10 protein-coding genes are annotated in these 13,588 nt (G+C 63.6%); 6 read left to right on the top strand and 4 right to left on the bottom strand.

Annotation, left to right across the window (positions count from 1 at the left end):
• Nucleotides 1–80 precede the first annotated feature (80 nt).
• The 4 genes from ACWPW0_RS08620 to ACWPW0_RS08605 form a co-directional block, all read right to left on the bottom strand.
• Nucleotides 81–2,459, bottom strand: a complete 2,379-nt coding sequence (locus tag ACWPW0_RS08620; RefSeq protein WP_454256714.1) for a TonB-dependent siderophore receptor — start codon at nt 2,457–2,459, stop codon at nt 81–83.
• 189 nt (nt 2,460–2,648) lie between these two features.
• The gene (locus tag ACWPW0_RS08615) at nt 2,649–3,638 is read right to left on the bottom strand and encodes a FecR family protein (RefSeq protein WP_454255055.1); all 990 of its coding nucleotides are present in this window, start codon (nt 3,636–3,638) and stop codon (nt 2,649–2,651) included.
• Nucleotides 3,635–4,210: an RNA polymerase sigma factor gene (locus ACWPW0_RS08610; protein WP_454255054.1), complete on the bottom strand. Its 576-nt coding sequence runs from the start codon at nt 4,208–4,210 to the stop codon at nt 3,635–3,637. Before ACWPW0_RS08610 ends, ACWPW0_RS08615 begins: the two co-directional genes overlap by 4 nt.
• 174 nt (nt 4,211–4,384) lie before the next feature.
• Nucleotides 4,385–5,479, bottom strand: a complete 1,095-nt coding sequence (locus ACWPW0_RS08605) for an AraC family transcriptional regulator (protein WP_454255053.1) — start codon at nt 5,477–5,479, stop codon at nt 4,385–4,387.
• Between the two features lie 662 nt (nt 5,480–6,141).
• Between ACWPW0_RS08605 and msuE the strand changes: the two genes are divergently transcribed.
• The 6 genes from msuE (at nt 6,142) to ACWPW0_RS08575 (ending at nt 13,581) form a co-directional block, all read left to right on the top strand.
• Nucleotides 6,142–6,705 carry an FMN reductase gene (gene msuE, locus ACWPW0_RS08600; RefSeq protein ID WP_454255052.1) on the top strand — a complete coding sequence of 188 codons (564 nt, stop codon included), beginning with the start codon at nt 6,142–6,144 and terminating at the stop codon, nt 6,703–6,705.
• 10 nt (nt 6,706–6,715) lie between these two features.
• Nucleotides 6,716–7,861, top strand: coding sequence for an FMNH2-dependent alkanesulfonate monooxygenase (gene ssuD, locus ACWPW0_RS08595; protein ID WP_454255051.1), 1,146 nt, complete (start codon nt 6,716–6,718; stop codon nt 7,859–7,861).
• 55 nt (nt 7,862–7,916) lie between these two features.
• Nucleotides 7,917–9,107 carry an acyl-CoA dehydrogenase family protein gene (locus ACWPW0_RS08590; protein WP_454255050.1) on the top strand — a complete coding sequence of 397 codons (1,191 nt, stop codon included), beginning with the start codon at nt 7,917–7,919 and terminating at the stop codon, nt 9,105–9,107.
• A 9-nt stretch (nt 9,108–9,116) separates the two neighbouring features.
• Nucleotides 9,117–10,217: a sigma-54 interaction domain-containing protein gene (locus tag ACWPW0_RS08585; protein WP_454255049.1), complete on the top strand. Its 1,101-nt coding sequence runs from the start codon at nt 9,117–9,119 to the stop codon at nt 10,215–10,217.
• A gap of 101 nt (nt 10,218–10,318) precedes the next feature.
• On the top strand, nt 10,319–11,458 hold the full coding sequence (gene ssuD, locus ACWPW0_RS08580; protein ID WP_454255048.1) for an FMNH2-dependent alkanesulfonate monooxygenase: 1,140 nt from the start codon (nt 10,319–10,321) through the stop codon (nt 11,456–11,458).
• A gap of 227 nt (nt 11,459–11,685) precedes the next feature.
• Nucleotides 11,686–13,581 (top strand): ABC transporter ATP-binding protein, encoded by a 1,896-nt coding sequence (locus ACWPW0_RS08575; protein WP_454255047.1) that lies wholly within the window; start codon nt 11,686–11,688, stop codon nt 13,579–13,581.
• Nucleotides 13,582–13,588: the final 7 nt, after the last annotated feature.

Below are 13,588 nucleotides of genomic sequence, written 5' to 3'. Positions count from 1 at the left end.
CCCTCCGACAGCGGTGAGATCCGAACCCACAGACCTCCCGCCTCGCGGTGCATCCTAGATGACGCCGTTGCTCACACGCCTCAGAACTCCAGGGTGCTGGACAGCTGCACCTGGCGTGGATCACCCAGGGACACGTTGAGGTTGTTCACTGCCGAGCTGTAGTAGGTCTTGTCGAACAGGTTCTTCACGTTGAGCTGGAAGCGCACGGTATTTTCCCGCAGGCGCGTCTCGTAGCTGGCGAAGGCATCGGCGACCGTGTAGTGCGGCAGCTCGAAGGTGTTCTGCGCGTCGGCCTCGCGCGCGCCGACATAGCGCGCCCCGATACCTGCCCGTAGGCGATCGGCACCAAACAGCTCGCCAAAGTCATACACCGTCGACAGCGACGCTGTGTGCCGGGCCACGTTCTGCAGGGCGTTACCTTCAAGTAGGCGGTCCTTCGTCACCTCGGCATCGGTAAAGGCGTAGGTGCCGATCAGGCTGATGCGCTCGGTGACTTGCCCAGTGACGTCCAGCTCCAGGCCGCGCGAGCGCACCTCTCCAGCAGCGGTGGCGATGCTGTTGGCGGGCACGGCGGTATCGGGAATCAGCACCAGCACATTGGTCTTGGTGATATCGAACAACGCCAGGGTGCCAGTGATGCGCCCCGGAATATCCAGCTTGGCACCGATTTCCCAGGACTTGCCCTCCTCCGGCGCCAGGCCGTTGATCGTGGCGCCGTTCGCCAGCGGCGCGATGGTCGAGTTGGGCTTGAACGACTCGGTGTAGCCGCCATACAGCGACAGCTCGTTGCTCAGCTTGTAGACCAGACCAACACGGGGAACCCACAGTTGGCCGTCGATATCGGTGTTCTTGTTGAAAGGGCGGCCGCGACCGGACAGTTGATCGTAGAGCTGATAACGCGCCCCGGCGACGAATATCCAGCGGTCGGTCAGGTGCACCGAATCCTGCACGAAGGCCGATTGGGTCACCACCCGGTCGGTCTGGTCGCTGTCATTGGCCACTACCGTGGTCGGCACCGGATCGAGGCCATAGATGGGGTTGTCGTAGTTCAGACGGCGCGTGGTGTTCTGACGGATCAGGTCGGCGCGGTAGAACTTGCGGTATTCGTGGTCGACGCCTGTCAGCAGATCGTGCTGCATACCGGCCAGTTGCACGGTGCCTTCCAGGTTCAGGGTAGCGAAATGCGAGGTACTGACGGCACCACGAGTGCCGTCGAGGCGGCGGCCGACCGTATGGTTGATGGTGTTCACGCTGGTGACCCGCGCCTGGTAATCGTCATAGCGATCACGGTTGTAGCTGTAGGCGAAGTGCAGTTTCCAGTCGTCATCGAGGCGGTGGTCGATGCTGAGGATGGTCAGGTTCGAACGCCCTTCGGTGGTGTTGTAGGGTTCATCCAGACGACGGTCGGCCGGGATATCCAGGCGCTTGCCATTGACGAAGATCGTGCCACGGTCGAAGGGCACCGAGTATTCACGGTACTCGTGGCTCAGGTTCACCGTGGTGTCCTCGCCGTACCAGGCCAGCGAGGGAGCGAAAGTCTTGTCGCGACTGTTGCCGAACGAGCGCCAGTAATCGGCATCGTCGTAATCGGCGATCAGGCGGTAGGCCAAGCCGGTGTCACCCAGCGGGCCGGTGAGGTCGAACTGGCCACCACTGCCATTGTCGCCATGGCCATAGGTCGAGGCCCGCGCAGTGATCGAACCGAAGGATTCCAGCTGCGGCTTCTTGCTGACCACGTTGATCACGCCGCCCGGATCGAGAATGCCGTAAAGCATCGACGACGGTCCCTTGAGCACTTCCACCCGCTCCGCCGAGGCGGTGAAGTTGCGGCCCTGGATGGTACGCATGCCATCACGCAGGATCGAGCCGTCGCGGTTGTCACCGAAGCCACGCTTCATCACCGCATCCAGCGTGCTGCCCAGGGTGTTGGCCTGGGTAATGCCGCTGACATTGGCCAGGGCGTCGTCGAGATTTTGTGGCTGCTGATCTTGCAAGACCTGTTGCGGCACCACGGCAACGGCCTGGGGAATGTCCAGTAGCGGGGTTTCGCTGCGCATCAGTGAAGTCACGGGCGGTGGCTGATAACCCTGTGCCTGCCGCGATGCATCGATGTTCACCGCATCGATACTCAGCGCCCCGCCAGTGGCCAGCGGCTCCAGAGTCACGGTGCCGGCGCCAGCCTGGCGGTAAGTGAAGCCTGACCCGGCAAGCAACCTGCTCAGGGCCTGTTCAGCACTCATCCGCCCGCTGACCGCTGGTGCGTTCAGGCGATATGGCGCCTCGGCGGTGTACACCACGCTGAGCCCGGTGACCCGACTGAAGGCATTCAGGGCCTGCGGCAGCGGCTGAGCGGCAAGCGCGAAATCGTATTCGGCGGCATAGGCCCCTGCAGAACCCGGCTCGGAGGCCTGGGCCAGGACTGGCAGGCCCACCGGCCCCAGCAACAGTGCAGACGCCATGCCCAGGCCCTTGAGAACGGCGGCATGCACGGGAGTGATCCGGTATTTCATGAAGTGTATGACCCTTGTCGTATTGGCTTCTCGTTTGCGAAATACTCGCATTTCAAGCACTACACGAACGCCAAGGGCATGTACCTCACCACTCAGGCGAAATCTTTTTTTCTTATCGACGTCAGTCTGCTCAGTATCTCAACGCAGGATGATCAGGCGACCGAGCCACTCACTCTGCTCGAAACCCACCACCGCTTGCAGTGATGCCAACACCGCTGCCGGATCATTACTGGGGAAGCTACCGCTAATGCGCCGGCCGGCCAGCGCCTCGTTGAGCAACAGGATGCGTCCGGGGTAATAGCGCTCGAGCGTAGCCAGCACATCACCCAGTGGCGCCTTGTAGAAGGTCAGCCGCTCTTCACGCCAGGACAACTGCGCCTGGGTATCGACAGTCTGTGGTTGCGCCACCTGGCCACCGGCAAAGTGTGTGCGCTGCCCGGCGGTCAGCACGTGCTGCACACCACTCTGCTGCGCCCGGACACCGACCCGACCATGATCCACGGTGACCTGAGCACCCTCCGCCAGCAAACGCACCTCGAAGGCGGTTCCCAGCACCCGTGCTTCACCACCATGGGCGCCAACCACGAAGGGCACAGCGCCCGGCGTGACCTGGAAGAATGCCGCGCCACGACGCAGCTCGATATGGCGCTCGTTCTCCCGATACTCCACCGTCACCGCGCTGTCGGCATCGAGCAGCAGGGTCGAGCCATCGGCCAGGGTCAATGTGCGAATTTCGCCCGGAGGCGAGACATGATCGGCGCGCAGATCCTCCAGCCAATGCAGGGGCTGCCACCCCCCCGCCCAAATTACCAGTAGCAGACAGGCCGCCATGCTCAAGGCACCAGCCCAGCGCGATAGGCGTCGCCCGGCGGGTTGCACAGGGACCAGGTAGCGCTGCAGTGCCAGCGCCTCCTGAGCTGCCATTTCAGCCGCAGCAGGTTGGCTGAGCTGCCACAGATCACGTGCCCGGACGAAGGCATCGACATGCGCAGGCGCGGCGTACAACCACTGCTCGAACTCGGCACGCAACGCCGGCTCCGGCTGCCCCTGCAAACGCCCGAGCCACAACCAGGCCTGCTGCTCCAGGGCAGACGACGCAGCGGTGGCTTGCAGGTGATCGAGGCTCATGAGCTGGCGCTTCCGGGTGAGGACACGGTATCCGCAAGGCTGGCTTTGCAGACGTCGAGGGCGCGCATCATATGTTTTTCCACGGCACTCTGCGAAATCACCATGCTCCGGGCAATCTCGGCGTAGGTGCGACCATGGATACGATTGAGCAGGAAGATATGCCGGGTGCGCTCCGGCAACGCCTGCAATGCTGCCGACACCGAACGCAGGTCGTGGCTGGCCTGCAGTGTCACTTCGGGGGGCGGATGTTCATCCTGCTGCGTCTCGGGGAACAAGCCACTTTCATTGCGGGTACGTGCCCCTTCGCTGCGCAGATGATCAATCGCCATGTTGTGGGCACTGCGCAACAGGTAGCTGCCCAGGTCTTCGACCACCGGCGTCGGCCGCCGCCAGAACCGCAGGAACAGGTCCTGCACCAGATCCGCCGCCGTGGCCCGGCAGCCAACCCGACGCGTGACCAGCGATTCCATCTGGCTGCGCCGCGCCAGGAATACACGCAGCAACGTCTCGTTGCGCGCCGATTCGGGCACGCCGTCAGAGGGAATATCGACCAATGAATCGAGGTCTGGCATGGAGCTCACTGCATGAAGGCGTAGCCCTGAAATACCGGGCAGCAAGCAGCGAATGATAATCCCTATCAATAAAATCCGATAGCGATCACCCCACCACTTCAGTGGCGATGACATGTGGCCTCGTTGCGCTCACGCCCCTCTCCCTGTGGACGCACATCGATTGCCTGCGACTGATCAGACGGCCAGCGCCGGCGCCCAGCTGGAGAAATCCACTGGCCGCTCGCGTGCCACCACCGGCAATGCCAGCACCGACGCGCTGGCGCGTTCCTGCGCCTGGGAGCTGCGCCATTGCCCTGGCGTGGTTCCTGTCCAGCGGCGGAAGGCCCGGTTGAAGCTGCTTGGTTCATTGAAGCCCAGGCGATAGCACGCCTCGTTGACCGAGCAGTGCGGCTGACGCAGGTAATCGAAGGCCAGTTGCCGGCGGGTATCGTCGAGCAACTCCTTGAAGCTGGTGGCGTGCTTGAGCAGATGACGGTGCAGGTTACGCACGCTCATGCCCAGCTCGTCGGCGACCGCCGTCTGCTGCACCTCGCCTTGCGGCAGTTGGCGAACGATGACACTGCGCACCTGCTCCGGCAGGTTGTTGCGTTGCAGACGCTGCAAGTAGCCCATCAACACCGTGTCCAGGCTGCTGGCCAGTTCGCTGTTGCCGGTACGCAGCGAGCGACCCATGAATTGTGGGGCGTATTCGATGGCATTACACGGCGCCTCGAAGCGTACCGGGCAGCCCAGCGAGCGCTCCCATTCAGCCGGATTGGCGGGTACCGGACGCGACAACTCGACGGCGATGATCGGGTTCAGTTCGCTCCAGCTCTGCCGGGTGAACCGCACTGCCGAGGCGATCAGCGCTTCGGTGGCGATCTGTTCGGTCTGCACCGCCGACGATGGCCGATAGAGCATCAGGCAGCGACCACCCTCGCGCTGCAACTCCATGTTGGCCGAGGTCGTGATGATGTGGGAAAAGCGCACGACGCGCTCGAGGGCATCCGCCACCGTGAGGCTGGTCTGCAGGGCGAACAGCAAGCCGTGGAAATCCGTGGGGCAGGCATGCTCGGCAACACGCAGGCCGAAGCACTCGTCACCGGTCACTCGGCGCACCGCACGCCACAGGCAGCTCATGGTGCTGACAGGAATGCGCTGGTTGCTGTCGTGCAGGTGGTCCGGGCTGATGCCCGCCTCCTGCAAAAGCGCCCGGCTCGAGTAACCGCTTGCATCAAGCGCACGGGTAACAGCCTGCGCCCAGGTGGCGATGGTGCTGATCGTCTGCATCCGTGGGTGCTCCAGCCACGTCCCGGTGGGCTGCCGCGAACTATCTGCGCAGATCGCCACCCGTGACGCGAGAAATAAAAAGGGGGCAGACCCTGTTTCCAGACGCCCCGAAACTGTAGTGGTGCGGCGCAATCATCCGGGGCAGCCACTTATTTCATAAAGTAACTTTTAAATATTTTTTAATATCCAATGCGCATATAAAAATACTAAACCATTGAATTTATAGAAGTTATTTGAATTCAATTCTATTCAGGCATGGAAAAAATGCACAAAAAGCATTGAGCGCATTCATCGCTGCCTCTGCCCACCCCGGCAAAGCTGCTGTTGCCAGATGAACAGCTAACGCGAACCTTCTTATTCCATATTTGAATTTTTATATTTTCCATAATTCTTTTGAGGAATAAAAAACCAGTCGTATAACTGGCCGCACGTTCTTACAGGCGCGCGAATATGCTCCAGTCGTTCTCCTCATCAGTCTCGGCGCTGCACGCCCAGCAACTGTTGCCAGGGCAACAGCCAAGCAACAAAACACCTATTGCATCAACAGCGCAGCGCGGCGAAACCAGCTGGATCCCAGTAAACCCGGGCCTATCAGTGTGGTACAGCTCTTGCTCAAGCCTGTGTACCGCTCTGCCCACAGAGCACCACCACAGGACCCAGACATGACTGCAGCACTCAACGTGGTCGCCGTTTCCGGCGGCGCCTATCGCCCCTCCCGCACCCTGGCACTGACCGAGGCCATCGTTGCCGAGCTGGGCAATCACTTGAACATCGACGCTCGCCTCATCGAGCTGAGCGAAATCGCCCGGCCGCTGGGCAATGCCCAGTCGCGCAGCGAGCTGCCCGATGCGGTGGAGCAGCACCTGCAGGCCATCGAGAATGCCGATCTGCTGATCGTCGCCTCCCCGGTCTATCGCGGTTCCTATCCGGGCCTGTTCAAGCACCTGTTCGACCTGGTCGGCCAGGACAGCCTGATCGACACCCCGGTGTTGCTCGCCGCTACCGGTGGCAGTCCGTTGCACGCACTGGTCATCGATCACCAGTTGCGCCCGCTGTTCAGCTTCTTCCAGTCCCTCACCCTGCCCATCGGCGTTTATGCCAGCGAAAGCGACCTGCGCGACTACCAGATCAGCAGCGACGCCCTGCAGGCACGGATACGCCTGGCTGCCGAACGTGCCCTGCCGCTGTTCACCGCCCACGCGCACACCGTGCGCAAGATCGCCTGAGGAGCGGACGATGAATGTATTCTGGTTTCTGCCCACTCACGGCGACGGCCACTTCCTCGGCACCAGCCAGGGCGCCCGCCCGGTCAGCCTCAATTACCTGAAGCAAATAGCCCAGGCTGCCGATGGCCTTGGCTACTACGGCGTGCTGATTCCCACTGGACGCTCCTGCGAGGACAGCTGGGTCGTCGCCTCGGCCCTGGCACCGCTGACAGAGCGCCTGCGTTATCTGGTGGCGATCCGTCCCGGCATCATCTCGCCGACCGTCTCGGCACGCATGACCGCCACCCTCGACCGCCTGTCCGGCGGACGCCTGCTGATCAACGTGGTCACCGGCGGCGACCCCGATGAAAACCGGGGTGACGGTATCCACCTCAGCCACAGCGAGCGCTACGAAGTCACCGACGAATTCCTGCGTATCTGGCGTCGCGTGCTGCAAGGGGAATCCGTGGATTTCACGGGCAGGCACTTCAAGGTGGAGAACGCCAAGGCGCTCTACCCGCCCGTGCAAAAGCCCTATCCGCCGCTGTATTTCGGTGGCTCGTCCGACGCCGCCCATGACCTGGCCGCCGAACAACTGGATGTCTACCTGACCTGGGGCGAACCGCCTGCCGCCGTCGCCGAGAAGATCGCCGATGTGCGTGCCCGCGCCGCCCAGCACGGGCGCACGGTGAAGTTCGGCATCCGCCTGCATGTGATCGTGCGCGAGACCGCCGACGAAGCCTGGCAGGCGGCCGACCGCTTGATCGCACATATCTCCGACGAAACCATCGCCGCCGCGCAGCAATCCTTCGCCCGCTTCGACTCCGAAGGCCAGCGGCGCATGGCCGCCCTGCACGGCGGCCGCCGCGACCAGCTGGAAATCGCCCCCAACCTGTGGGCCGGCGTCGGCCTGGTGCGCGGCGGTGCCGGTACCGCGCTGGTCGGCGACCCACAACAGGTCGCTGCACGCATCAAGGAATACGCCGACCTCGGCATCGACAGCTTCATCTTCTCCGGTTATCCGCACCTGGAAGAAGCCTACCGCTTCGCCGAACTGGTCTTCCCGCTGCTGCCGGAACCCTACGCCAGCCTGGCCGGACGCGGCGTGACCAATCTCACCGGACCGTTCGGCGAAATGATCGCCAACGATGTGCTGCCGCGAGCGCAGAACGCATGAGCCCTTCATCCGTCATCTGCCCCGCAGCCACCCCAGGACAATCGAGGAAATCCGCGTGAGCGCACACCACCCACAACCCACTGTACTCAGCCCCTTGCAGACCGCGCGCAAGCTGGCCGCCGAGTTCGCCGAAACCGCCACCGAACGTGACGAACGGGGCGGTACGCCGAAGGCCGAGCGCGATGCCATCCGCCAGAGCGGCCTGCTCGCCCTGAGCATTCCCACCCAGTTCGGCGGCATCGGCGCCAACTGGAGCGACACCCTGAACATCGTGCGCGAGTTCGCCAAGGTCGACAGCTCCATCGCCCATGTCTTCGGCTTCCAGCACCTGATGCTGGCCACCGTGCGCCTGTTCGCCCGCCCGGAACAGTGGCAACCGTGGTTCGAGCAGACCGCGCGCAAGAACTGGTTCTGGGGCAACGCCCTGAACCCGCTGGATACCCGCACCGTGGTCAGGAAGTTCGATGGCTGGCGCGAGTTCTCCGGCAAGAAGAGCTTCTGCTCCGGCGCCAGCGACTCGGAAATGCTGATCGCCTCGGCGGTCGACGAAAGCGCCGGCGGCAAGCTGCTGATCGCCGCCATCCCCAGCGGTCGCACCGGCATCACCCTGCATGGCGACTGGGACAACATGGGCCAGCGGCAGACCGACAGCGGCAGCGCCACCTTCGAGCGCGTGCGCGTCGAGGAGTCGGAACTGCTGCTCGATCCGGGCCCGTTGAGCACACCGTTCGCCTGCCTGCGCCCGCTGATCGCACAGCTGCACTTCGCCCATATCTTCCTCGGCATCGCCGAAGGCGCGCTGGAAGAAGCCCGCCAGTACACGCTCAAGGAAGGCCGGCCGTGGTTCAAATCCAAGGCCCAGCACGTCAGCGAAGACCCCTACATCCTGCGTCACTACGGCGAGTTCTGGGTGGGCCTGGAAGGCGTAAGGCTGCTGGTCGAACGCGCCTCTACCCAGCTCGACGAAGCCTGGAGCAAGGAGCACAACCTCGGCAGTGAAGAGCGCGCGCAACTGGCGCTGTCCATCGCCGCCGCCAAGGTGGCGGCGACCCGTACCGGGCTGGACCTGTGCAGCCGCCTGTTCGAGGTGACCGGTGCCCGGGCCACCCATGCGTCGCTGCGCTTCGACCGTTACTGGCGCAACCTGCGCACCCAGACCCTGCACGACCCGGTGGACTACAAGATCCACGAATTGGGCGAGTGGGCACTGAATCAGACGCGCCCTACTCCGTCCTTCTACTCATAAGGGATGCCCATGCAACTGTTGACGCTTCCTCCATCCCCGACACTGGCCACCTCGATCCGGGCGACCGCACAGGTCTTCGAAGACCCCAAATCGCAGGCGCTTCTCGCTCACTTGCAACAGGTCGCCCCCAGTGAGGCCAGCGTCCTGATCATTGGCGAAACCGGTACGGGCAAGGAACTGGTGGCGCGACACATCCACAACCTCAGTGGCCGGCGCAGCGGGCCGTTCATTGCGGTCAACTGCGGGGCGTTCTCCGAATCGCTGGTGGAAGCCGAACTGTTCGGCCACGAGAAAGGCGCCTTCACCGGTGCCCTGGCGGCCAAGGCCGGCTGGTTCGAAGAGGCCAACGGCGGCACCCTGTTTCTCGACGAGATCGGCGATCTGCCCATGGCCATCCAGGTCAAACTGCTGCGCGTGCTGCAAGAGCGCGAGGTGGTGCGCCTGGGCTCGCGCAAGAGCATCCCGATCAACGTACGGGTGCTGGCCGCCACCAACGTGCAGCTGGAAAAGGCGATCAACGCCGGGCATTTCCGCGAGGACCTGTACTACCGGCTCAACGTGGTCAGCCTGCAGCTCTATCCACTGCGCGAGCGGCCCGGCGACATCCTGCCGTTGACCCGCCACTTCATCGCCAGCTACAGCGGGCGTCTCGGTTATGGCGAAGTGCGCCTGAGCAGCGAGGCCGAGCACAAGCTCGCCAGCTACGACTGGCCGGGCAACATCCGCGAGCTGGAAAACGTCATTCACCACACCCTGCTGATCTGCCATGACGGTCTGATCCGCAAGGAAGATTTGCGTCTGTCCAACCTGCGTATCGAACGACCGGAAAGCACCCCACCTCTCGACGAATCCGCCGACGCCTTGCTGCAACGCGCCTTCCAGAAACTCTTCGAAGAAGAAAGCGGCGCTCTGCACGAGAAAGTCGAAGAAGCGCTGCTGCGCAGTGCCTACCGTTTCTGCCATTACAACCAGGTGCATACCGCCAGCCTGCTCGGCCTCAGCCGCAACGTCACCCGCGCCCTGCTGATCAAGATTGGCGAGCTGGTGGTGAACAAGCGTCGGCCGGCGCAGAGTTCGAAGGGAGGACGGGTAATCAATCTGTCGATCTGAACCAGACTTGCCCAAGCAAGCGTGAATTGACATGCCCTGCGTTGCACGCACCGCCGCTCGCCAAGCGCGGCGGCCCATTTTCCTGCAACGAGTAAAACGCCATGAGCCTCGATATTTTCTGGTTCCTGCCCACCTCCGGCGACACCCGCTACCTCGGCCATTCCGCCAGCGGGCGCCCGGCCACCAACGCCTACATGCGGCAGATCGCCGTAGCTGCCGAGAACCTCGGCTATGACGGCATCCTGATTCCCACTGGTAGCAGTTGCCTCGATCCCTGGGTCACCGCGGCCAGCCTGGTGCCGGTGACCCAGCGCCTCAAGCTGCTGGTCGCCCTGCGCACCTCGCTGGGCAACCCGACCGCCTCGGCCCGCCAGGCCGCCACCCTCGACCAGGCCAGCGGCGGCCGCCTGCTGCTCAACGTGGTGCCCGGTGGCGATGCCACGGAGCTGGCGGCCGATGGCGTATTTCTCGATCACGACCAGCGTTACGCTGCCGCGGACGAATTCCTTAGCGTCTGGCGTCAGCTGCTCAGTGGCGAAACGGTCGACTTCCACGGCGAGCACCTGCGGGTTGAAGGCGCGCAGAACTTCTTCCCGCCGGTACAGCAGCCCTACCCGCCGCTGTTCTTTGGCGGTTCGTCGCCGGCCGCCCACGAGCTGGCGGCCAAACACGTGGACGCCTACCTGACCTGGGGCGAGCCGCCCGCAGCCGTGGCCGAGAAGATCGCCGACGTGCGCGCCCGCGCCGCCAAACACGGTCGCACGGTGCGCTTCGGCGTGCGCCTGCATGTGATCGTGCGCGAGACCAACGAGCAGGCCTGGGCCGCCGCCGACGAGTTGATCAGTCATCTCGACGACGACACCATCGCCGCCGCCCAGGCCAACTACGCCAGCATGGACTCCGAAGGCCAACGACGCATGGCCGCGCTGCACGGCGGGCGCCGCGACAGGCTGGAAGTCTCGCCGAATCTCTGGGCCGGGGTCGGCCTGGTACGCGGCGGCGCCGGCACTGCCCTGGTTGGCGATCCGCAGACCGTGGCCACCCGCCTGCAGGAATACGTCGACCTGGGCGTGGACCGCTTCGTGCTATCGGGCTATCCACACCTCGAAGAAGCCTACCGCTTCGCCGAACTGGTGTTCCCGCTGCTGCCCGGCAAGGGCAAGGTCACCGTGGAGGGCGCCTTTACCGGCGGTGCCTTCGATGTGCGTGCCGGCAAGGAAAAATCGCATGACGGTCATTGATCGGCGCTGATAACGACTCGTCAGAGCATCGAAACGCATCAATGTACGCGGGCGACGACACTGCTGGTTATCGCCCGCAGCTATTGACCGGTAATTTTTCGTTCTTTCAAAAACAGAAACCGCTCAGGCACTCTGCCGCTCCGGTGGAGGCCTTCGCCCGGCGTACGTTTGTCCGCACCCAACGTAGAGCCCCTGCACACTCTCGCCCGTCGCCCTGTGAACCCTCAATGACCGCCCCCGCTCCTTCGCTCGATAGCTCTGCGCAGGCCACACGCATCCCGCAACTGCCCGCCAGCCCGCTGCGCTTCACCCTGCAGTTCGCCCGGCGCTTTCGCGGGTGGTACCTGCTGATCACCACCCTGCAAGTGCTGTCATCGATCAGCGCCGTGATGCTGCCCTATGCCCTCGGCAAGGTGGTCGGGGTGATTGGTGAAGGCATACCCGGTTCCGAGCTGTATAGCGCGCTGGCCATGCCGCTTGGGCTGTTCCTCGCGCTCAGCCTGGCCGAAGTGGTTTTTGGCCGCAGCGCAGGTTTCTGCCGTGTCTATGTCGCACCGCTGCAGCGCACACGCGTGTCGGCCGAGCTATTCGCCTACCTGCAGCATCACTCGCAGCGCTATATCAGCAGCAATTTCGCCGGTGCCCTGGCCTCGCGGGTATCGGAGACAGCCATGGGGGTGAACATGACCCTCTGGGCACTGATCTTCGATTTTCTGCCGGTGCTGGTCACCATGGCCGTGGCGGTCATCCTGCTGGCCACGGCCAGCGACATCCTGGCGCTGTTCGCGCTGCTCTGGTCCTTGCTGTTCGTCGGCGCCTCCTACCTGTTGGCGCGACGCTGCCAGCCCTATTCCAAAGCCTTCGCCGCAACACGCAGCGAGACCACCGGACGCATCGTCGATGCCATCGGCAACCTGTCGGCGATCCGCTTGTTCGCCCGCATCGGTTTCGAGCGGCGCTTCCTCCAGGGCTTTCTCGACAAGGAAGTGAAGGCCGCGCGCAACGCCTTCTACTACAACGAGAAGATCGTGCTGTTCCAGTTCCTCGCCGCATTGGTGCTCAAGGTCGGGCTGCTGTTCTTCGCAGTATGGCTGTGGCGCCAGGGACGCATTGATGTAGCCGGTTTTGTCATGAGCACCAGCCTGTCGTTCGTGGTGATCGCCGAGGCGCGCAACATCAGCCGGCGCTTCCTCGATCTGTTCGAGTACATCGGCAATATCGAGAACGGCGTGCGCACCATCATCCGCCCGCATGACATCGTCGACGCCGAGGGTGCCCGCGACATCGAGATCGAGCAGGGCAGCATTGAGCTGCAGAACGTTGGCTTCGCCTATGAAAGTGGACAACAGGTGTTCGACGGCCTCGACCTGAAGATTCCGGGCGGCCAGCGGGTCGGCCTGGTCGGCTATTCCGGCTCCGGCAAGTCCACCCTGCTCGGCCTGATCATGCGTCTGCACGACCCGCAGCAAGGTCGCATCCTGGTCGACGGCGAGGATATCCGCAGCTTTCGCCAGCAGTCGCTGCACTCGCAGATCAGCCTGATCCCCCAGGACCCCAGCCTGTTCCACCGCAGCCTGCTGGACAACATTCGCTATGGCGATCCGGAGGCCGACCGCGACGCGGTGGAGTCCGCCGCGCGCCAGGCCTATGCCCACGACTTCATCCAGCAGATGCAGCAACAGTACGACTCGCTGGTCGGCGAGCGCGGCGTCAAGCTCTCCGGCGGCCAGCGCCAGCGCATCGCCATCGCCCGGGTGATCGTCAAGAACGCGCCGATCCTGATCATGGACGAAGCCACCTCCAGCCTCGACTCGCTGACCGAGAAGGCCATCCAGGATGCCCTGGAAGAGGTGATGCGGGGCAAGACGGTGATCGTCGTCGCTCACCGCCTGTCCACCGTCGCCAGCCTGGATCGCATCCTGTTCTTCGACAATGGCCGCATCATCGAAGACGGTAGCCCGCAGGAACTGCTAAACCGCCCAGACGGCGCCTACCGCCGCCTGTGGGATCAGCAAGTCAACGGTATGCTACCCGAACACCAACCCACCCCCGTCGCTACGCAGGACGAAGACGGCGAACTCGGCCATCAGTCCGGCGCCCATACGTCCAACGCCCTGCCCTGAGGAGCCT

The sequence above is a fragment of the Pseudomonas sp. Marseille-Q8238 genome, from assembly GCF_965111915.1.
The sequence above is the reverse complement of the archived record's forward strand: the minus strand, read 5'-3'. Positions and strand labels throughout refer to the sequence as shown.